At 62.0% G+C, this 16907-nt stretch carries 21 protein-coding genes and 1 tRNA gene; 5 read left to right on the forward strand and 17 right to left on the reverse strand.

From position 1 onward, the window contains the following. Positions 1-1312: 1312 nt before the first annotated feature. Positions 1313-1597: a hypothetical protein gene (locus tag U1739_RS00005; RefSeq protein WP_332702701.1), complete on the forward strand. Its 285-nt coding sequence runs from the start codon at positions 1313-1315 to the stop codon at positions 1595-1597. Here U1739_RS00005 and U1739_RS00010 read toward each other — a convergent pair. From U1739_RS00010 to U1739_RS00065, 12 genes are all read right to left on the reverse strand, one after another. Further along, entirely contained in the window at positions 1556-2215 is a 660-nt protein-coding gene (locus U1739_RS00010; RefSeq protein ID WP_332702704.1) for a phage virion morphogenesis protein, read from the reverse strand. The genes U1739_RS00005 and U1739_RS00010 overlap by 42 nt on opposite strands. After that, positions 2212-2703 (reverse strand): phage tail protein, encoded by a 492-nt coding sequence (locus U1739_RS00015; RefSeq protein WP_332702707.1) that lies wholly within the window; start codon positions 2701-2703, stop codon positions 2212-2214. The genes U1739_RS00010 and U1739_RS00015 overlap by 4 nt, the downstream gene beginning before the upstream one ends. Position 2704: 1 nt before the next feature. Next, a complete protein-coding gene (locus U1739_RS00020; RefSeq protein WP_332702710.1) occupies positions 2705-2920 on the reverse strand; it encodes a hypothetical protein in 216 nt (71 codons plus the stop codon). Positions 2921-2930: 10 nt separating this feature from the next. Continuing rightward, positions 2931-3461: a hypothetical protein gene (locus U1739_RS00025; protein WP_332702713.1), complete on the reverse strand. Its 531-nt coding sequence runs from the start codon at positions 3459-3461 to the stop codon at positions 2931-2933. Next, the gene (locus U1739_RS00030; protein ID WP_332702716.1) at positions 3458-3943 is read right to left on the reverse strand and encodes a glycoside hydrolase family protein; all 486 of its coding nucleotides are present in this window, start codon (positions 3941-3943) and stop codon (positions 3458-3460) included. The genes U1739_RS00025 and U1739_RS00030 overlap by 4 nt, the downstream gene beginning before the upstream one ends. Continuing rightward, positions 3940-4299 carry a hypothetical protein gene (locus U1739_RS00035; protein WP_332704793.1) on the reverse strand — a complete coding sequence of 120 codons (360 nt, stop codon included), beginning with the start codon at positions 4297-4299 and terminating at the stop codon, positions 3940-3942. Before U1739_RS00035 ends, U1739_RS00030 begins: the two co-directional genes overlap by 4 nt. 2 nt (positions 4300-4301) lie before the next feature. Then, the gene (locus U1739_RS00040; RefSeq protein ID WP_332702718.1) at positions 4302-4517 is read right to left on the reverse strand and encodes a tail protein X; all 216 of its coding nucleotides are present in this window, start codon (positions 4515-4517) and stop codon (positions 4302-4304) included. Then, positions 4517-4993 carry a head completion/stabilization protein gene (locus U1739_RS00045; RefSeq protein ID WP_332702721.1) on the reverse strand — a complete coding sequence of 159 codons (477 nt, stop codon included), beginning with the start codon at positions 4991-4993 and terminating at the stop codon, positions 4517-4519. The genes U1739_RS00040 and U1739_RS00045 overlap by 1 nt, the downstream gene beginning before the upstream one ends. Further along, on the reverse strand, positions 4990-5214 hold the full coding sequence (locus tag U1739_RS00050; RefSeq protein WP_332702724.1) for a hypothetical protein: 225 nt from the start codon (positions 5212-5214) through the stop codon (positions 4990-4992). The genes U1739_RS00045 and U1739_RS00050 overlap by 4 nt, the downstream gene beginning before the upstream one ends. A gap of 111 nt (positions 5215-5325) precedes the next feature. Beyond that, on the reverse strand, positions 5326-6084 hold the full coding sequence (gene gpM / locus U1739_RS00055; protein ID WP_332702727.1) for a phage terminase small subunit: 759 nt from the start codon (positions 6082-6084) through the stop codon (positions 5326-5328). A gap of 54 nt (positions 6085-6138) precedes the next feature. Further along, entirely contained in the window at positions 6139-7212 is a 1074-nt protein-coding gene (locus U1739_RS00060) for a phage major capsid protein, P2 family (RefSeq protein WP_332702730.1), read from the reverse strand. Between the two features lie 49 nt (positions 7213-7261). Then, the gene (locus U1739_RS00065) at positions 7262-8080 is read right to left on the reverse strand and encodes a GPO family capsid scaffolding protein (RefSeq protein WP_332702733.1); all 819 of its coding nucleotides are present in this window, start codon (positions 8078-8080) and stop codon (positions 7262-7264) included. Between the two features lie 162 nt (positions 8081-8242). Between U1739_RS00065 and U1739_RS00070 the strand changes: the two genes are divergently transcribed. The 3 genes from U1739_RS00070 to U1739_RS00080 all read left to right on the forward strand — a co-directional run bounded on the left by U1739_RS00070 (position 8243) and on the right by U1739_RS00080 (position 12066). After that, positions 8243-10063 carry a terminase large subunit domain-containing protein gene (locus U1739_RS00070; protein WP_443025474.1) on the forward strand — a complete coding sequence of 607 codons (1821 nt, stop codon included), beginning with the start codon at positions 8243-8245 and terminating at the stop codon, positions 10061-10063. Then, positions 10060-11121, forward strand: coding sequence for a phage portal protein (locus U1739_RS00075; RefSeq protein ID WP_332702736.1), 1062 nt, complete (start codon positions 10060-10062; stop codon positions 11119-11121). The genes U1739_RS00070 and U1739_RS00075 overlap by 4 nt, the downstream gene beginning before the upstream one ends. 147 nt (positions 11122-11268) lie before the next feature. After that, entirely contained in the window at positions 11269-12066 is a 798-nt protein-coding gene (locus U1739_RS00080) for a DNA adenine methylase (protein WP_332702739.1), read from the forward strand. A gap of 260 nt (positions 12067-12326) precedes the next feature. Here the strand turns inward: U1739_RS00080 and U1739_RS00085 are convergent, their stop codons facing one another. The 3 genes from U1739_RS00085 to U1739_RS00095 all read right to left on the reverse strand — a co-directional run bounded on the left by U1739_RS00085 (position 12327) and on the right by U1739_RS00095 (position 15491). Beyond that, positions 12327-12758 (reverse strand): HIRAN domain-containing protein, encoded by a 432-nt coding sequence (locus U1739_RS00085; protein WP_332702742.1) that lies wholly within the window; start codon positions 12756-12758, stop codon positions 12327-12329. Then, positions 12755-13000, reverse strand: coding sequence for a YozE family protein (locus tag U1739_RS00090; protein WP_332702745.1), 246 nt, complete (start codon positions 12998-13000; stop codon positions 12755-12757). The genes U1739_RS00085 and U1739_RS00090 overlap by 4 nt, the downstream gene beginning before the upstream one ends. 1615 nt (positions 13001-14615) lie before the next feature. Beyond that, a complete protein-coding gene (locus U1739_RS00095) occupies positions 14616-15491 on the reverse strand; it encodes a hypothetical protein (protein ID WP_332702748.1) in 876 nt (291 codons plus the stop codon). A gap of 677 nt (positions 15492-16168) precedes the next feature. Between U1739_RS00095 and U1739_RS00100 the strand changes: the two genes are divergently transcribed. Then, positions 16169-16245 (forward strand) — tRNA-Arg (locus U1739_RS00100). Between the two features lie 50 nt (positions 16246-16295). On the opposite strand, the gene U1739_RS00105 is transcribed toward U1739_RS00100, so the two are convergent. Continuing rightward, a complete protein-coding gene (locus U1739_RS00105) occupies positions 16296-16616 on the reverse strand; it encodes an SWIB/MDM2 domain-containing protein (RefSeq protein WP_332702751.1) in 321 nt (106 codons plus the stop codon). A 40-nt stretch (positions 16617-16656) separates the two neighbouring features. Further along, positions 16657-16857, reverse strand: coding sequence for a hypervirulence associated TUDOR domain-containing protein (locus tag U1739_RS00110; RefSeq protein WP_332702754.1), 201 nt, complete (start codon positions 16855-16857; stop codon positions 16657-16659). Positions 16858-16907: the final 50 nt, after the last annotated feature.

The raw sequence follows: 16907 nt of genomic DNA on the forward strand, positions 1-16907 counted from the left end.
GCCATCGCTCTGGTCGGCGTGCCGGGGCTAATCGCTGCGATGCAGGCCTGAGCGCCCCGCGCTAGCACGCGCCGCTATCAGCGCTGCTCGACCACCGTTCTCACACAGCCTCGGTGGTTAGCTGCCATTCCCGATTTGCATGTTACAAGCGTCTATATCGGCGTCCCAAGCGCCACCGCGATCCAAACACCGGTCGATTGCAACGAAGCCGCGACCAGCCCAACCTGCTGAAATGCCAACGAGCAGGATGACAAGGACAGCGATCAGAATGCGGCGCTTCATACCGCCAAAGCTGTCGATTTTCGGAAGAGCCGTCAATGTCCACACATAGGAGCTTTGGGTCCGTCGGCTTATGCCTCTCTCGTTCGACCTGACATCGGAAGTCCGCAATCAAGAAGCGGCGGCCAACCCAAACGACCTCTGACGCGGTCGTTGTCGATTAATTCTCATTAGAAGCAGTAGGCTCTCCGCGACCAAGCCGAATAGCTGCAACAGATAAGACGGCTGCGGTCACGACAACTGCCACCGCGTTAACGTCTTCCGGGAGCTGTAACGGTCCAAGTACTACTACGGCAGCACAGCCAGCTTGCGCAAGCGATACTGGGCTATTATCGCTGATATGGCGGTTTCTGGGCATTAAAGACCAGGCCAAAAACGCAAAGCTTGCCAGCACGGCGCTTAAATAAGCGGCAGTATAGATGACTGACCCCAGTACCCCAAAGAAGGCAACCGCCGAACAAACCGAGGTTAGGGCTGCTAGATAAACTAGACTCTTTGTCATCTTATTCACCTGTTCCGTGCAACAGAAAGCCGAGAACACCAAGCCACGGCCTATCGCAGGCCGCAACGTTCTTCGCCTGAGCGTGAGCGTTAACGCGTCAGGAAAAGGCTGGTAACATAACGGGGATTAGAGACAATTGAATTTGCCATTTTCCCGACAAGAGTGTCTTTTATCAGCTTTTAGTCGTTCCAGTAATCAAACTACCGATGGCCGAACCGTAATTTGCCGCTTCGGCATAGAGCCCCGCGGTCGCGGCAACTCGACCGAAAGCCTTCGCCGTCATAGGCAAGACCCGGCGAGTGACGGGCGGCTACCGACAGGCTGCTTTCCTCCAACAATAGCTGCCGGTCAGCTTTCGGGCGTGCCGACCGTCAGGCGTGCAGCTGATCGTGGCGACTTGAAGGATAGCTGCCGATCGGCGGACACCGACTAACCCCCGCTCGCTGCCGCGACGATCAGCAAGCACGTCGCTCCAGCGCCAAAAATCAAAACCTCAATCACGAGCGCCAAATTTCCTTTTCTGAACTTGCTATGGAACGCGATCCAGAGTGCGGCCGCCGTCACGACGGCAGGCACAACGACGAACGCGATAGTGACAAGGCCCACCGGGGGGTCAAAGGCAAAAGTCAGAGCGAGCATAACAACGAAAAGCAGACACCAAACCGCCCCAGCGCCTGTGCCAACAACTTTTGTAGCGGAGGTCATGAAGGCATGATGACACTGCGCAACGATGTCTGCAATTGGGCGTTAGCAGAAGGTCCGCTATTGGTGCTGCTAGCTGCTTATCTGCTCGAACAGCATGTCGAGGATCCGTGAGCGCTCGCTGTTGGTGAGGCCAAGCAGGGTTCGCCGGGCATAGCGCACAGGCTTGGCCTTCGCAGCTGGCCGGTCCTGGCCACCCTCTTGGTGGACGCTCGCGATCTCGGCGGCTCGGCCGCTGAAGCCGATCCACGCCTCGCGATCGGTCGCGTCGGCGCGCAGGTTGCGCGCCTGGCGCAGCTTGCGGAACATCGCCTTGTTGCGGATCCTGCCCTGGCGGCGAAACTTACCGGCGCCTTTGTTCTGCTCGGCCGGGTCGACCGGCAACCATTTATCGACCTGATCCCAGAAGAAGCTGCGGATGCCGCCCGCCTCGATGTCGTAGCCGGTGAGCAGCGGGCCGTCGTGCACCCAGCTTTTCATGAGCACGAGGCGGGCATTGTCGCCGCGCGGGTACAGAAATTTGACCGTATGATTGCCCGGCCGTTCTTCTTTCTTCGAGCGGCGCGCGGCGAACTTCTGCCCATCGGGATCCTGCTGCCGCCCGATGCGCGCAGACTGGCTTTTCTGAATGTCGCGCGCAATGCGGCGCAGCAGCGTGCGGCGCTCGCTCGAGCCGAGCCCGCGCAGCAGCGCGCCGGCGATAGCCTCGATCTCGGCCAGATCGTCGTTCATTCGGGAATCGTGGTGACGGACGGCTCAATTTCGTCGCGCAACAGCAGCTGCCACAAATTTGCGGTCTCTTCGACGCCGGGGAATGCATCGCACCGGCTGGGTTCCGGCACGTGCACGACGTCGAAGCCGCCGCCCGGCTTGCGCTCTACGAGCACGACCTCGGTCAACTCGATGTCGATCGACACGTCTGCGGAGTTGGCGTCCATGAGCTCGGAATCAAACGAGAAGGGTTCCCGCTCGCCCCGCTCGAGCAGATCCGGCTGGTATTGGGAAATCCAGGCGAGGATTGGCACCATGATATCGTCGATCGCGCCGGCGTAATCCTGCACGACGAGGTTGAGCTTATAGCGGTATTCGAACGCGAGCTTGCGCGTGCCGCGCGCCGCCAGCCGCCCCTGATCGATGAACATCAGGAGGCGTTCGGGATTGTCGCGCAGGTTCGGGACGGTCGATAGCAGCAGCCGTCGCAGGCCGTCGGGCTTGATCACGCTATTTTCCCTTCGCGCAGCTGCCCGGCGCATTCCAGTTGATCAGGCGATCGAGCTGGGCGGCATTGACTGCGAACGACTTAGCGAGGCGGATAATACCGCCACGAACGGGCGTGGGGATCTGCGCGAGCAGCGCGGGATCCTCGGGCAGGCCGGCAGGTCGGTCGGCGCAGCGGGTCAACTCGGCCGGGGGCGTATCCTTGATGGCGATCGCCACCGGCACCGGCTTAGCGACCTCCACTTCCACTTGGCGCGCGCAGCCCGGCAACGCCGTTGACAGCAGCAAACCACTCATGATCGACAATGTTCGTGCGTTCAGCCTGGGCATCTGCCAGCTCCATCCTAAGTGCCGCGTCGCGCGCGGTTTCCGCTGCCAGTCGGGCAGCCGCGGTGTCGGTGTTGTTCTTGGCGTCATGTGCAACGAGCGCATCGGCGAGCGTCTTGGCCGATTCCTCGACCGTGGCAGCCTTGAAGCCGGCGAGCTGGGCGACGTAGCGCTGACAGATCGCGCCGCGCGCGTGGTTGACCGTGACCGGCTTCCCGTCCGTGGTCTTCTCGATCGTTGTCGAAGGCGCGAAGTCGGCGCCGGCACCGGCGCAGATTACCTCGGCCGAGTGCAGGGCGGCATCGCGATCGGCGCTGACCTGGGCGAACTGGACATAGAGGAACGCGCCGACCGCGCCGACCGCGACCAATACCAGCCACCCGGTCTGCTCACCGATCCAACGCGCTGCGAACGAAAATAGCTTCTTGATCATGCGTCCCTCCCGGTCGCCATCATTGCCTCGAGACGCACGGCGCGATCGCCGACCTGACTGTGCCAGCGCGATGCCTTCATGCCGCGCGCAGCGGCGACGTAATCGCCGCGCTGGACCATGCCGAGCGTGTTGCGGAAGCCAAGCATGCCCTTGATGCCGAGATTGAACGTCATGTTGAGCAGCACGCGTTGGCGCACGCCGTCGAGCTTGCGCCACCAAGCCAAATCATGGTCGAGCTGCGCCTCGATGGTGTCGATATCGCTATCGAACAGGTAGTTGGCCTGCTCGCGCGTGATGCCGCGCGCGATAGCACCGGCCTTGGTGATACCGAGCGCCTTCGCTTCGTGCGGCCGGATGCCGACGTCGTCGAGGTTGCGGCCGATGCCGATGGTCAGTTTGCCAGCGGTGCAATGGTAAACCCGCAGGCGCAGGCCTTCGTCACGGGTCAGCTCGCTACGCAGCCGGGGCCGATCGTAGGTCATTGTCCATCCTTCTTTTTGGGCAGCCAGGAGATTATGCGGTCACCAATTTCGCGGGGAAGGGCGCCGACCGCGTCGACGGCGCTGCCTATGAATTTGGGCGCGGCCTTGAAAGCGATCATACCGAGGGTGAAGCTGATGCCTTGCAGCACAAAGGGATCGAGCGTGGCCAACGCGCCGATCGCGCGGGACGCGAAGAAGCTGACAACGGTACCGACCGCGAACTGCACGAAGCGTTCGCCCCAGGTGAGGCCCTTTTCGTACGCTAGGCTAACCGCAGCGCCGAGCGCAGCCGGCGACAGGCCGGCGAGCAGGCCGATCAGCGTGGCGATCAGATCTGGGATCGTATGCTTGTCCATGATCAATCCCAAAGCTGTACGAGGTCGAGCGTCCGCGGGGCGGCGCTGGCGGCGTCCGGCACGATGACCGGCGTGGAGAGCGGCAGCACCGAACCGAGCTGGGCAAGGCCCGGATTGGCCTCGAGGACGATCGGCAGCGCGGCCGGGCCGAGGCGACGCTCGCGCCACAGCAGCGCGTCGAGCGTGTCGCCCTGTTGGGCGTGAAGGGTGTCGGCCATCAGATCAGCTCGACGTTGGTGCGGGTTTGACCGAGCAGGTCGCGCACGGCGTGAAGCGCATCGCGGCGCAGCTCGCCGACCGAGATATCCAGCTCGCCGACCTGGCGTTGCCCGGCGCCGGTCGTATCCATGTCGCGATAGTGTTCGACCAGGTCGGCCTTGGCCGACGCGCTGATCGCGCGGCGATAGAGGATGACGTTGCGGCTCTCTCCGCCGAACTGGCGCGACGGCACGGCCGCGAGCATCAAGTGGCCGGCCTCGATCTGCGCCGCGCGATAGCCCTCGAGCGCAAGATTGATCTCGATCATTGCTGCCAGGACGGCTTCGCGCAGCCGCTCCAACGTTACAATGTCACGGACGCGGTTCTGCTTGCGGAAATCGGCCGGATCGACCGCGGGAAACCAACCGTCGTTCTCGATCAGCGGCTCAGCCGAGACAGCCGGAACGGTCGGCGTGCCGATGTTAAAGCCGCTCACGTGATAATCAGCCAGTGACAGAGCGACGACGCGCCGGTGATGAACAGGGCCAGGCCGAGCGCGCTTGCGCCGCTGGCAACCGCGATCCGCGCTTTGTCGACTGCAGGATCGCCGAGATCGATCGCCAGCATGACGGTGCCCGCCACGATTAGCAGGAGCCCGACGCAAAGCGCGGCCGCGAGGGCAAACAGCGATGCGACTTGGGCGAGGGCGGCGAGCATTGCGATTCCTGCAGTGGGAGTTCCCGGGGTGGGGATCGGATCAGCGACGGCCCTCAGCCTTGCGGCCCTCCCGTGCTGTGCGATCCGCCCCGAGCGCCGGGGGCGAGCTGGTTACGAGGCCGGGACCGGTGTCGCGGCGTCCTTGCGGAGCTTCTCGAGTTTCTGTTTCAGGCCGATGCGCGCATCCAACGCGACGGCGCGGGCGAAGTGCGTGATAGCTTGGTCGCGCGCGGCTGCGACATGTTCTGCCGTCGCTTCGGGATAGAGCGCCGGGTCCATCACTGCGGCGAAGTCGAGCCCTATCGCCTTGTGCAGCTTGGCGCGGACTTGGTCGGGCATGTCGTGCTCGGCCGCCAGTTCGGCCAGCCGGTCGAGGATCCCGGACGGCACGAGCTGTCCCTTCTCGAGCGACGCGATGGCATTGACGCTGATTTCTTCGATGATCAGCGTCGCGGCCTGGCGCTCGTAACGGGCGGGGATGGCGATGCCGTGCTGCAGCACATAATCGCCAAGTTCGATTGCGCGTGCCCAGTCGTTGGTGTCGATCGCCCAGACCATGATGGTTGGCAGCACTTCGCCCTGGGCACCTTCGCCGCTCGCGCGCGCCGCATCGAGCAGGCCGTCGATCCACGGCCAATATTCGGGCAGCATCTCGCGCTTCGTTTCGATCTTCTTCTCGATCGACTGGATCTGCTTCAGGCGTTGCAGATCATGCCGAAGCCGCAGGGTCATCTGCGCTTCGGCACGATTGACGGGCGTCCGTGCGATAGGCGCGCCGGCATTGTTGAGGGAAAGCCCGCCCTCGACGTCGACGGATGCCGCGGCTTGTGCGGCCAGGGTGCGTTCCCGGTGCTTGCGAGCGAGGCTCATTGCGGATCCAGACGAAGTGAGGGCGGACTAGGGGAGGGGGCGGAAGCGGGCCGATCAGGCGGCCGGCTTCTTGCCCATGACGATGTTCTCGACCAGCGCGGCCTTACCCATGTCCTCGACCACGTACGCCTGGTTGACGCTCTCGTAGTTTTCGATCTGGTCGCGCTTTGCGTTGTCCTCGATCTTGCGGCGCTCGGAGCTGATCTGCTCGTAAACCGACAGGTTCGCGAGGGTGGTGATCAGCATGGCGTTCTTCGGGAACTTCGGCACGCGAACGGCCTGCAGGCCACCCAGCTTCTTGTCGGAAAGCAGGACGTCGCGGGCAAGCTGCTCGGTTGCCGTGTCGCCCGAGGCGTTGACGATCGAGAAATACTTGTCGTGGACCAGGTCGCGGCCAACGATCACGACCAGGTCGGTATCCTCGCGATAATTTTCGTCGAGCAGCTCGATGGCGTCGTAGACCAAGGCGTCGACGTTGACGAAATCGACTTCCTCGCCAACTTCGCCGGCGCCGATATAAATCTTACCCGGCGTGGTGACGACGCCCTGGCCGTTGCGGATCGCCGGCGTCAGTTCGCCTTCGGCCAGCACGCGTTCGGGCGCGTCGTTGCGCAGGTGCTGCAGCCAGCCGATGTTGACGTCCTGCAGGAGCGGATAGGCGTCCGCGTCGGTTTCGACGGCGACGTGCGTGCCGTTGAAGCCGATCGTAATGATGTCGAGCGCCTTGGCCTTCACGATCGCGTCGCGGATCAGCACCTGGAAGTTCGGCTGGTGTGCCCAGGCGTCGAGCGTCTCGTACCGGATCAGCGTATCGAAGTCGGTCTTCTCGCAGCGGTAGCGCGTCTCGTCCAGATCACCGGGGTAACGCGGCTGGCGGTCGTGGATCTTGGTGTTGGTGCGGCTGGCAATCGTGCCCTTCACGCCAACGCCGACCTTGTCGCCTTCCTGCGCCACCACTGGAATGATATTGATCTTGCTCAGGAAGTCGCTGCTCGACTGGATCTTCGCGCGCAGGGTCTGTGCGACGGCCGGAGCGACGGTGAACGAGCGGCTCGGATCGATGACGCCGTTCAGCTTGCCGATCTTGACGGTGTAGGCATCGAACTTCAGGCGGGTGGAATTCAGCATGGGGGGCGGCTCCTGGATGGATCGAAAGGGCGGGGGGTGCTGATCTGGATCAGCAGTCGGTTTCGGGTTCGCCATCCCCGCCCGACGCCGGCGTGCGGCTGAAGCCGGGGGCCTCGGTCTTGGCGAGCTTGGCCTCGAGCGCGGTGAATCGCGCATCGGATGCTGCGGCTGCGTCGAGCGCAGGTTTTACGCCCGCGGTGATCGCCTTCGAAACGGTGTCACCCATCGCCGCGGCGAAGGCCGCAACGTCGAAATTGTCGTTCGCGGCCTTGGCCTTTGGCTCTTCCTTGGGCTTCTCGGTCGCGGCGCCCGTGAACTTGGCGGTGAGCGCAGAGAAGAAGCCGGCGATTGCGCTTTCGGCCGCAGCCGCCGGCGCAACATCGAACTCGAGCGTCACGGCATCCGGCGACGCGGCAAACACGGTGCCCGGCGCGGTGCGCGAAAACTGCAGGCGCTGGGTGCCGATCGACGCCGGCGTATCGGTGAAGGCGAGCCCGATCAGCCCGATCTTGTCGGTGCCGGCATAGCTCGGGGTCAACTCGACCGACGGGAACGGCTTCTGATCTGCCGCGGCCAGCGCGACCAGCTGATCGTTCGCTTCGACCTGGCAATACAGCGCCATGCGCTTTTCGGTCTTGCCGTCGATGGTGAAGTCGTCGGACTGCGCCTTGACCGCGATCACGTCGCCATAGCCATTGAAGGGAGGCTCGGGACTGAAGCCCGACAAGTGCTCGATATTGATCCGCGGGCTATAGGTCTCGGCGTTGAACGTCGATACGACCTGGCCGATCATGTCGTCGGTGATGACGCGACCGTCGCTGATCGTGGCACCTGCGACGAAAGCGCGGAAGAACTTGCTCTTGGCCATGGCGATACTGGTCCTCGGTCGAAATGGTGGCGGCTGGCGCGGTTGACCGGGCGAAAAGGCACCTAAGAGGCCTAACTTCTCAAGCGGGTGCTCTTGTAGAAACGGTTTCTACAAGAGCGGGCGGTCGGCCCCGGGACAGTGGCGTGGCTAGGTTCGCGGCCGATGGATCTGCTCCCGCCCGATACCGGCATGCCGTTGCCCGCCTCCACGATGCCGATCCCGGTCGACGCGTGCCGGCAGGCGCGTCGCCTGTATTGGGCGGGCTGGGGCGTGACACAGATCGCCGGCGAGCTGGGCCTCGCGCGGTCGACCGTCCAATCGTGGAAAGACCGCGACGAATGGGACAAGGCACCGTCGCTTTCGAAGATCGAGGACGCGCTCGAGTGCCGCATCAACCAGCTGATCGCCAAGGATCAGAAGACGGGCGGCGACTTCAAAGAGATCGACCTGCTGATGCGCCAGGTGGTCGCCGGTGCGCGGATCCGGCGATACGAAGCGCCGGGCGGGCATGAGGGCGACCTTAACGACAAGGTCAGCAACCGGAACGCCGGCGAGCGCAAGAAATCGGTCAAGAACCACTTCACCGAAGAGCAGGTCGATCGCCTGATCGAGATCTTCGAGGCCGAGCAGTTCGGCTATCAGCGGACGTGGTGGGACGCCAAAGATCAGCGCACACGCATGATCCTGAAATCGCGCCAGATCGGCGCGACCTGGTATTTCGCGCGTGAGGCGCTGATCGACGCGCTCACCGGGGGCGGCAACCAGATATTCCTGTCGGCGTCGAAGTCACAGGCGCACATTTTCCGCAATTACATCGTCCAATTTGCGGCGCGGGTCGGCGTCAAGCTGCAGGGCGATCCGATCGTGCTGACCTCGGACCTGATCCCCGAGGGCGAGCCCGCCGCCGAACTGATCTTCCTCGGCACCAATGCGCGCACGGCGCAGGGCTATCACGGCAATTTCTACTTCGACGAATTCTTCTGGGTCTACGGCTTCGAGGAGTTGAACAAGGTCGCCAGCGGCATGGCGATGCACAAGAAGTGGCGTCGGACCTACTTCTCGACGCCGTCGAGCGTCGCGCACCAAGCGCACCCCTATTGGACCGGCGAGCGCCGCAACCGACGGGTGAAGAAGGCCGACCGGATCGAGATCGATGTCTCGCACGACTCGCTCAAGAACGGGCGGCTATGTGAGGACAACGTCTGGCGCCAGATCGTTACGATCGAGGATGCCGCGGCGCTCGGCTGCGACCTGTTCAACGTCGACGAGCTGCGCATCGAATATGCGCCCGACGAATTCGCCAACCTGCTCATGTGCCAGTTCGTCGATGACAGCCTGTCGGCGTTCAAGTTCAACGAGCTGCAGCGCTGCGGCGTCGACACGATGTCGGAGTGGGAGTTCTTCAACCCCATCGCCAAGCAGCCGGTCGGCCGGCGCGAGGTGTGGGCGGGATACGATCCGCAGGACAGCGAAGACGGCGATAACGCAGCGCTGATCATCGCGCTGCCGCCAGGCGGGCCGGACGGCAAGTTCCGGCTGCTCGAGCGTCACCAGTTCCGCGGCCTCGACTTCGAGGCGCAGGCAAGTGCGATTATGCAGATCCTCGAGCGGTACAACTGCACCTATCTCGGCATCGATGCCAACGGCGTGGGCGCTGCGGTCTACCAGTTGCTGCGCGACCGGATGCGCAATGTCGTGAAGATCGAATATTCGGTCGAGGCCAAGACCAGCATGGTCATGAAGGCGCAGCACACGATCAGCCGCCAGCGCCTCGAGTTCGATAGCGGCTGGATCGACCTGCAATCGTCGTTCCTGTCGATCAAAAAGACGCTCACCACCAGCGGCCGCGCGGTCACCTTCAAGGCCAGTCGATCGGGCGAGACCGGCCATGCCGACTTGGCCTGGGCGGCGATGCACATTTTCATCAACGAGCCACTCGACGGGCGCGAACGCCCCAAGACCACCATGGAGATCTTCGAATGAGCAAGCGTGGTAGCAGGGCGCGCGCGATGTCGCGCGCTGAAACCGCTGTGGCGTCGCCTGGCGCGATCGTCGCGTCGAACGATAATGCGCAAAGCATGCAAGCATTCAGCTTCGGGGATCCCGAGCCGGTGCTCAATCGCCGCGAGATCATGGATCTGTTCGAATGCGTCCATAACGGCCGCTGGTACGAGCCGCCCATCTCGCTTGACGGGCTGGCGCGCGCCTTCCGCGTGTCGCCGCATCACAGCTCGGCGATCATGCTCAAGCGCAACCTGCTGACCAGGTCGTTCAAACCGACGGCCTGGCTAAGCCGAAAGGCGTTCGGCGCGGTGGTGCAGGATTATTTGGTGTTCGGCACCGGCTATCTCGAGGCGCGGTACAACGTCCTGGGCGGCGTGCTGCGCCTCGACCATGCGATGGCGAAGTATACGCGCCGCGGCCTGCAGCCCGGCCAGTATTTCTTCACGACGGCGTTCGAACGCGCGGAAGAGTTTCGCCCAGGCAGCATCGTCCAGATCGGGCAGCCCGACGTCAATCAGGAGCTGTACGGCGTTCCCGAATATCTTAGTGCGCTGCAGGCGGCTCTGCTTAATGAGGCCGCGACGCTGTTCCGTCGGCGCTACTACCTCAACGGCAGTCATGCCGGGTATATCCTCTATGCCACCGGCGATATCGACACGAACGATACCGATGCGCTCAAGGCCGCGCTTAAGGCCAGCAAGGGGCCGGGCAACTTCCGCAACCTGTTCGTCCACGCGCCGAACGGAAAGGATGGCTCGCTCAAGATCCTGCCGATCGCCGAGGTCGGGGCGAAGGATGAGTTCATCGGGATTAAGAACGCGACGCGCGACGACGTCCTCGCCGCGCACCGCGTGCCGCCACAGCTGCTCGGCATCATCCCGTCGCAGGGATCGAGCGGCTTCGGCAATCCGCTGCAGGCGATCGACGGCTTTTTCGAGCTCGAGATCGAACCGCTGCAGGCCGCATTCCTCGACGTGAACGAAGAGTTCGGCTTCGAGGCCGTGGCATTCGAGGAACGCGCCGCGCGCGCGGCATAGGCTTCACGTCCGGCCTCGGCCGGGCGGGGGATGCCGGTTGCAGCCGGCAAACCGACGAGGATCAGCTCGCCATGACAGATCGGCCAATCGGCCATCCCGCACCCCGGCGACGCCGGGGCGGGTCTCTACAAGGCGAGATTTTCCAACATGAACACCCTTAATTTCGTTCGTCCCGTCGCACCGGCTGCGGGCTATATTGGCGGCAAGCGCAATCTGGCCTCCCGCCTGGTCGCGATGATCGAAGGCGTCGACCATGACGGCTATGCCGAGCCCTTCGTCGGCATGGGCGGCATCTTCCTGCGCCGGCGATCGCGGCCGAAGGTCGAAGTCATCAACGACGTGTCGGGCGACGTCGCGACCTTTTTCCGCGTGCTGCAGCGCCACTACCCATACATGCTCGACATGCTGCGGTTCCGCGTTGCCAGCCGGGCCGAGTTTGAGAGGCTGAAGGCGGTGCCGCCCGAAAGCCTGACAGACCTCGAGCGCGCGGTGCGGTTCCTCTATCTCCAGCGCCTGGCGTTCGGGGGGAAGGTGAACGGCCGCCACTTCGGCGTGGACAAGACGCAAGGTGCCCGCTTCAACGTCAGCAAGCTCGAGCCGATCTTGGCGGATATCCACGAACGTCTCGCCGGCGTCGTGATCGAGCAGCTGGGCTATGCCGACTTCATCCGGCGCTACGATCGCGCCGGCATGCTGTTCTATCTCGATCCGCCCTATTGGGGCTGCGAGACGGACTATGGCCAGGACGTATTCGGTCGCGACGACTTCGCGCGGCTGGCCGACCAGCTCGGCGCGATCGCCGGCAAGTTCGTGCTGTCGATCAATGATACGCCCGGCGCGCGCGAAGTGTTCGCGGCGTTCAACCTGGACGAGGCCGCAACTACGTACACCGTCGGCAGCGGCCCGGCCCGCAGGGTCGGCGAGCTGATCATCCGCAACTTTTGATCGCGACGCGCGGGTGGCCTAAGCTGCTCGCGCGTCGATCGGGACCGTCCGGCGCTGGATCGAGACCGGTACGGCAAGATAATGTTCGCGACGATCTTCATCCCAAGACGCCAAGCCCCGCCTAATGGCGTCTTCCTTCGCCTCAGCGCCGGTTTCGCGCCAAGGCCCGCGAACCTGATTGGCACTGATCACCCGGTAGACCGTCGTTTCGGTTGGGGGGAAAACTCGCGGGGTAGCCATCGTCCGGCGCATCGCCGCGGTCATGCGCCCCATTGGGGTCCGTCCGGATCGGCAAAGAAATCTTCGTTGGCGGCCGCTACGGCGCGAGGCGCGGGCAGGGTGGGCCGGCCTTGGCCGAACCGGACCCGGACAATCGCCGCATAGGGCTGCACCTCCTGAAAGATCGCCACGTACTCTTCGCCAGCCGCCAGCTTGGCGCCAATCATGCCGCAGCGCTCGGCCGTCACATAGCCGAGCTGAATGCCGCGCTCGCTGAATACGGACACCGCGCGCTCATCAGCCTTATTCTTCGGCTCGAGATGCAGATGGACCCCGTCTCCAGCTTTGCACAGCGCCATTTCGAACCGACGATTGCTCTTGTCGGCATTCGGGAAGTCCAGACCAACGACCGCTAGGCTGAGCTCAAGGTGCGCGGGCGGCGCCAGATTGGGGCGCATCACGTTCACGTTCATGTATTAGCCTGCCACTCTGTCTCCGCGTCGTCGATCGCTTGGAAAGTATCGCCATCTGCCTGTTGCGCGCGAAGATGCTTGCGCGCGGCCTCGGGGTCACCGTCCTTCGGGAAGGTGCGATCGCTGCGAGCAGCAGCGGCGAGGTCGTCTATCCAGTCGCCACGATCCTTTTGCGCGAGCAGCCAGCGGCCGAACGCCTCGGTCTTCGCATGGTAGCGCGGCTGGTTGGGATCATTGTCCATCGTTTTCTCCATTGTAACCAGCGCTCGCGACTCGCCAGTATCGATAGAACATAGCAGGAACATGCGGGTCAGGTAGTCGCTGGCGTAACCGTGGCGCGCTGACGGGACAGAATATTGCGGCATCGGACACAGTCCAAACGACTAGATGGGCCGGCCAAACCCTCAGCGACATCGGACGTGCCCTCAGAGGCCTCGGACGGGCCACGACGGGCTCCGGATCGACCTGCGACCCCAGCAGGCGCGCTGAGCCCCCCGCCTCGCCCGCGCACTTTCCGTGTCTCTTTTGACGCACCTGCTAAGCCGTTTTGTATGCCCTCTGCGCGCAGGGGACGGGTAGCGCTGCTGCGGTCATTTCGAGAGACGCAAAATGACGCACGTTAAAGCCTCAGTCCATTGGGTGGCGGAACCGCGGTGCTCCGCCGAAGCGGGCAAAATCCACTCCGCGCGATCCCCCCTGTTAGCAAACAAACTAAGAGAATTTTCCCGCGTTAATAATGCAACGAGCGGTACTGGTCTGCAGTCTTCTGCATTTTTGAGAACAATTCAAGCAAGGCGCGACGGATAAGCCGGCCCTTACTAGACTCGGCGCGAGCTTCGGAAGGTGTGAACACCGATGCGTGTGCGGGTTTATCGGGCTCGGCAGTATCGTAGACGTTACACATTCTCCGTGAGCTATCTGGAAAACATAGCTTCCGGACATCTGACGTCTGTGCCTGCATAACAATCGGGATGGTCCGCTCTTTCCCTTTGAGCTGCCCGATCGACTGTATTTGATCAATAGCCAGCTGAATTTCGGCGTCGCTAGCGAGGCCCTCTCGGAAAACCGATAGGTCAATCGACACCGCGTCATTGAACGCCAATGGCGTTACTTGTCGAGTATTAGGATCATAGTGGATCGGGTGCACGATCAACCTGGTTAAGATCTCGCCGTCATCGACACTTCCATATGAGTAGCTACTAACTTGACAGTTTTCACACTCGCCATTTGGAAAGTGGCTGTGCACCGCCTCTTGCAAGGCAGCGCCCTCGAGATCAGGGTCGCTGAATAGCGCTGCGCACGTCGGCAACAAGCTAGCTACGATTCGCCAAGTACGCCGACGCCAGGGCTCGTGCCAATGGTGCTGGTAGGCCTAGGGCAGGAATGTCGTCTTCCGAGTTTATAGTTGGTTGGCCATTAACCTCAATCAGATAGCCAATTCGATCCCCGCTCAGAAACTCCACATCTGCATATATTTTGTCATCGGACCAGAAGAGGCCGGCATTGCCATCAGCGCTGACGCTGGCCATTGGCACTGGCCAAGGCGCATAGTTCATCTTCCGCAATAACGCGACGGCCGCATCGAGAGTTTCACTGTTCGGCGCAACCGAGCCTCTGCCCGCCCAACCAGGGCCGGCTTTACGAACTGAACAGAGCCTTTCAATTTGTCGTTCGGTCGGCGAGACCGGTGCGGGTCGGCAATAGGTTGCGGCGGGCGCGAATGACGATTTTGGGATCGTATCGGTTGGGGACAAAGCTGGAGCCGACAGGAACGCTTTCAAAGCGCGAGCCGCTATCGTTCGAGCAGGCTTTCGCTCGATCCCAAACTCCGCAGCCCTGGTGGGCGCGTCATACGCTTCAGTGCTGGACATCATGTTCCTCTACGATACCGATAACGGTAAGATAGTCCTTAGCGAGCACTTCTTTAAGAAGCTGCTTGTGGCGACAATGGGCACCATCAAGAAGCTCTCTTACCGCTGCAGCTGCGTCGGCCGGGTCTACGACCAACGGAGGCTGTCCCGGAATGTCGAACTGTTGGGCGACCATGAGCATGAGAGTTACGTGTCGCGTGGACGCCGCCCCCTCACCAGCGGGAGCATCTGCCACCCCGGCATTCACGTTGACCAGTTGGCGATGATGATCATTTACCGGCAAGAATATCCCGAAGTGGGAGTGCCATTCCTGCTCCGTAGTCCGATCGTGAGCCGACAACCATTTTGAATTGGGGACGAATACCTCCCCGGCAGACGGCCTCATATCCCCAACCGCTACGAATCGATCTTCATACTGAAGCGTCACATTAGAGATGGCGGGAATAATGCCCAAGTAGCTAGGCAGAATTTCTAGTACCGTCCTTCCAAGATACTTTAATAACGCCGGCCACCCGTTGTATTCGCGCAGCGTGTAGGTGATAGACCGGTCCGTGAGTACCAGTTGAGCATCGACGTTGCCGTCGGGTGCAAACCGTTGAAAGACGGCTTGAGGGATCATCTGCGGTATCGCTTGACCCAAACTGGTAAACACGCCCTGGGCAGCTCCGCCGAGCGCACTTCCGGGCAACTCATTCGCGGCCGCGATTTTGCCCGCTTGCGAAACAATCAAGGAAAACGTCTCAGGGTCAACTGGTTGAGCAAACCCAATTACAACCGAACAACGGTCGATCGCATGATGGCCCGCGGCGGGTTTGAATAACATGCTCATTTTCTCATTTTTCGTCGTTGTGATCTTTGCCACCGTTGGGGGTGGCTCTGTCAACAGATTCCTTGTCCGATCGAAACGGCAGGAAGCACGTTGGCAGGCCGCCGGAAGCCGGCGGCGAACTGCTCGGATGTCGGTCGACACGACATGTTTCAAGGTGCGTGGCGCTATGCTGGGTAGGGCAACCGGGAAAACCCCAATCGAGCTAACCCGCGTAAAAATTGTGCGTAAACCCATGTTATCAATGCATTTTCTGATTACCTCCTAACCCCAATTTCCGCCAATCCAAATCCAGGCAAGCGCCAATCCTATTGAAAACAAAAGACTTTTCGGCAACTTGAGATTGTTTAGTTTTACCTAATTCGATTATACATAAATTGGGGTTACGGTTGGCCGGAAACCCGCAGAAAACGGCGCCGATTAGCTCGATTAGGGTTTTCCCGCGTGCTACTATTCGAAGCAGGGCGGGGCCTACACTCAGCGTCCGGCGTGTGCCACAATTTGTGCCACCGCGTCGTTTCATTGTTCAGGCGGTATCGCAGCGTCGCTCGACGCGGTCCAGCGCAGCGCACGAGGCAGGACGCATGGGAGGGCGTGTACGCAAGGGGAACAGACTGTGCCCCCCATTGTGCCAACACAAACCGTAGTTCTCCGCGTGTTTCGCGTGTTGGTCATTGACCCGAGAGCCGCAGAAATCTAGGAAAACTGCCAGTGCCCCCGTAGCTCAGCCGGATAGAGCAACGGTTTCCTAAACCGTAGGCCGCGTGTTCGAATCTCGCCGGGGGCACCATCCATCATCGGCCTCAGCCCATGCAGACGGCGCCCCCGTGCGGGACAGGCTCAGGCCTTGACGTGCTGCGAGATGTACTTGTTCATCTCGAACATCGTGCACTTGTCGCGACCGAACACCTTCTTGAGCTTTTCGTCGGCCAGGATCTCGCGCTTGTTCTCCGGATTCTGGAGCTCATGCTTCTTGATATAGACCCAGACCTTGCTGATCACTTCGCTGCGCGGCAGCTTGTCGTTGCCGACGATCTCGCCGAGCTCGGGCGACGGCTGCACGGGGGCGTGGATGCCGCCGGTCTTGGGGGCCGCGTCCTTGACGGCGGCGTCCTTTTTCGGGGCTGCTGCCTTCTTCGGAGCCGTGGGAGTCTTCGCCATAAATTGTCCTTCCTGATGTGCCGTTCAAGCCGACATCGGTTCACGCCTTTTTCAGCGCCCCCTCCTTGTGCGCTGCCTTGCCGCCATTGTCACTCCTTACAATGTATTCCGGATTGTCCTTCGACGCGGCGACCTTATGGCCCTTGATCTCGGTCGGGCTGGTCTGTTTCTTCTCGACCGTGCCATGCGCGGTGCCGCCGTGCGACTTCCAGCTGACCGCGTCGCCTTTCTTGAGTGTCATATGCTTTCTCCTGGCTATGCCCGGTCAGCGCCGCAGCGCGCGATTGGTTG

This window comes from Parasphingomonas puruogangriensis, assembly GCF_036663635.1.
Classification (GTDB): Bacteria; Pseudomonadota; Alphaproteobacteria; order Sphingomonadales; family Sphingomonadaceae; genus Sphingomonas.

Excerpts from the sequence above, each read along its gene's own strand:
- U1739_RS00005 (WP_332702701.1), top strand. The coding sequence starts at position 1,313 with ATGGAACGCGATCCAGAGTGCGGCCGCCGTCACGACGGCAGGCACAAC.
- U1739_RS00010 (WP_332702704.1), bottom strand. The coding sequence starts at position 2,215 with ATGAACGACGATCTGGCCGAGATCGAGGCTATCGCCGGCGCGCTGCTG.
- U1739_RS00025 (WP_332702713.1), bottom strand. The coding sequence starts at position 3,461 with ATGATCAAGAAGCTATTTTCGTTCGCAGCGCGTTGGATCGGTGAGCAG.
- U1739_RS00030 (WP_332702716.1), bottom strand. The coding sequence starts at position 3,943 with ATGACCTACGATCGGCCCCGGCTGCGTAGCGAGCTGACCCGTGACGAA.
- U1739_RS00035 (WP_332704793.1), bottom strand. The coding sequence starts at position 4,299 with ATGGACAAGCATACGATCCCAGATCTGATCGCCACGCTGATCGGCCTG.
- U1739_RS00040 (WP_332702718.1), bottom strand. The coding sequence starts at position 4,517 with ATGGCCGACACCCTTCACGCCCAACAGGGCGACACGCTCGACGCGCTG.
- U1739_RS00050 (WP_332702724.1), bottom strand. The coding sequence starts at position 5,214 with ATGCTCGCCGCCCTCGCCCAAGTCGCATCGCTGTTTGCCCTCGCGGCC.
- gpM (WP_332702727.1), bottom strand. The coding sequence starts at position 6,084 with ATGAGCCTCGCTCGCAAGCACCGGGAACGCACCCTGGCCGCACAAGCC.
- U1739_RS00060 (WP_332702730.1), bottom strand. The coding sequence starts at position 7,212 with ATGCTGAATTCCACCCGCCTGAAGTTCGATGCCTACACCGTCAAGATC.
- U1739_RS00065 (WP_332702733.1), bottom strand. The coding sequence starts at position 8,080 with ATGGCCAAGAGCAAGTTCTTCCGCGCTTTCGTCGCAGGTGCCACGATC.
- U1739_RS00070 (WP_443025474.1), top strand. The coding sequence starts at position 8,243 with ATGGATCTGCTCCCGCCCGATACCGGCATGCCGTTGCCCGCCTCCACG.
- U1739_RS00075 (WP_332702736.1), top strand. The coding sequence starts at position 10,060 with ATGAGCAAGCGTGGTAGCAGGGCGCGCGCGATGTCGCGCGCTGAAACC.
- U1739_RS00080 (WP_332702739.1), top strand. The coding sequence starts at position 11,269 with ATGAACACCCTTAATTTCGTTCGTCCCGTCGCACCGGCTGCGGGCTAT.
- U1739_RS00085 (WP_332702742.1), bottom strand. The coding sequence starts at position 12,758 with ATGAACGTGAACGTGATGCGCCCCAATCTGGCGCCGCCCGCGCACCTT.
- U1739_RS00090 (WP_332702745.1), bottom strand. The coding sequence starts at position 13,000 with ATGGACAATGATCCCAACCAGCCGCGCTACCATGCGAAGACCGAGGCG.
- U1739_RS00105 (WP_332702751.1), bottom strand. The coding sequence starts at position 16,616 with ATGGCGAAGACTCCCACGGCTCCGAAGAAGGCAGCAGCCCCGAAAAAG.
- U1739_RS00110 (WP_332702754.1), bottom strand. The coding sequence starts at position 16,857 with ATGACACTCAAGAAAGGCGACGCGGTCAGCTGGAAGTCGCACGGCGGC.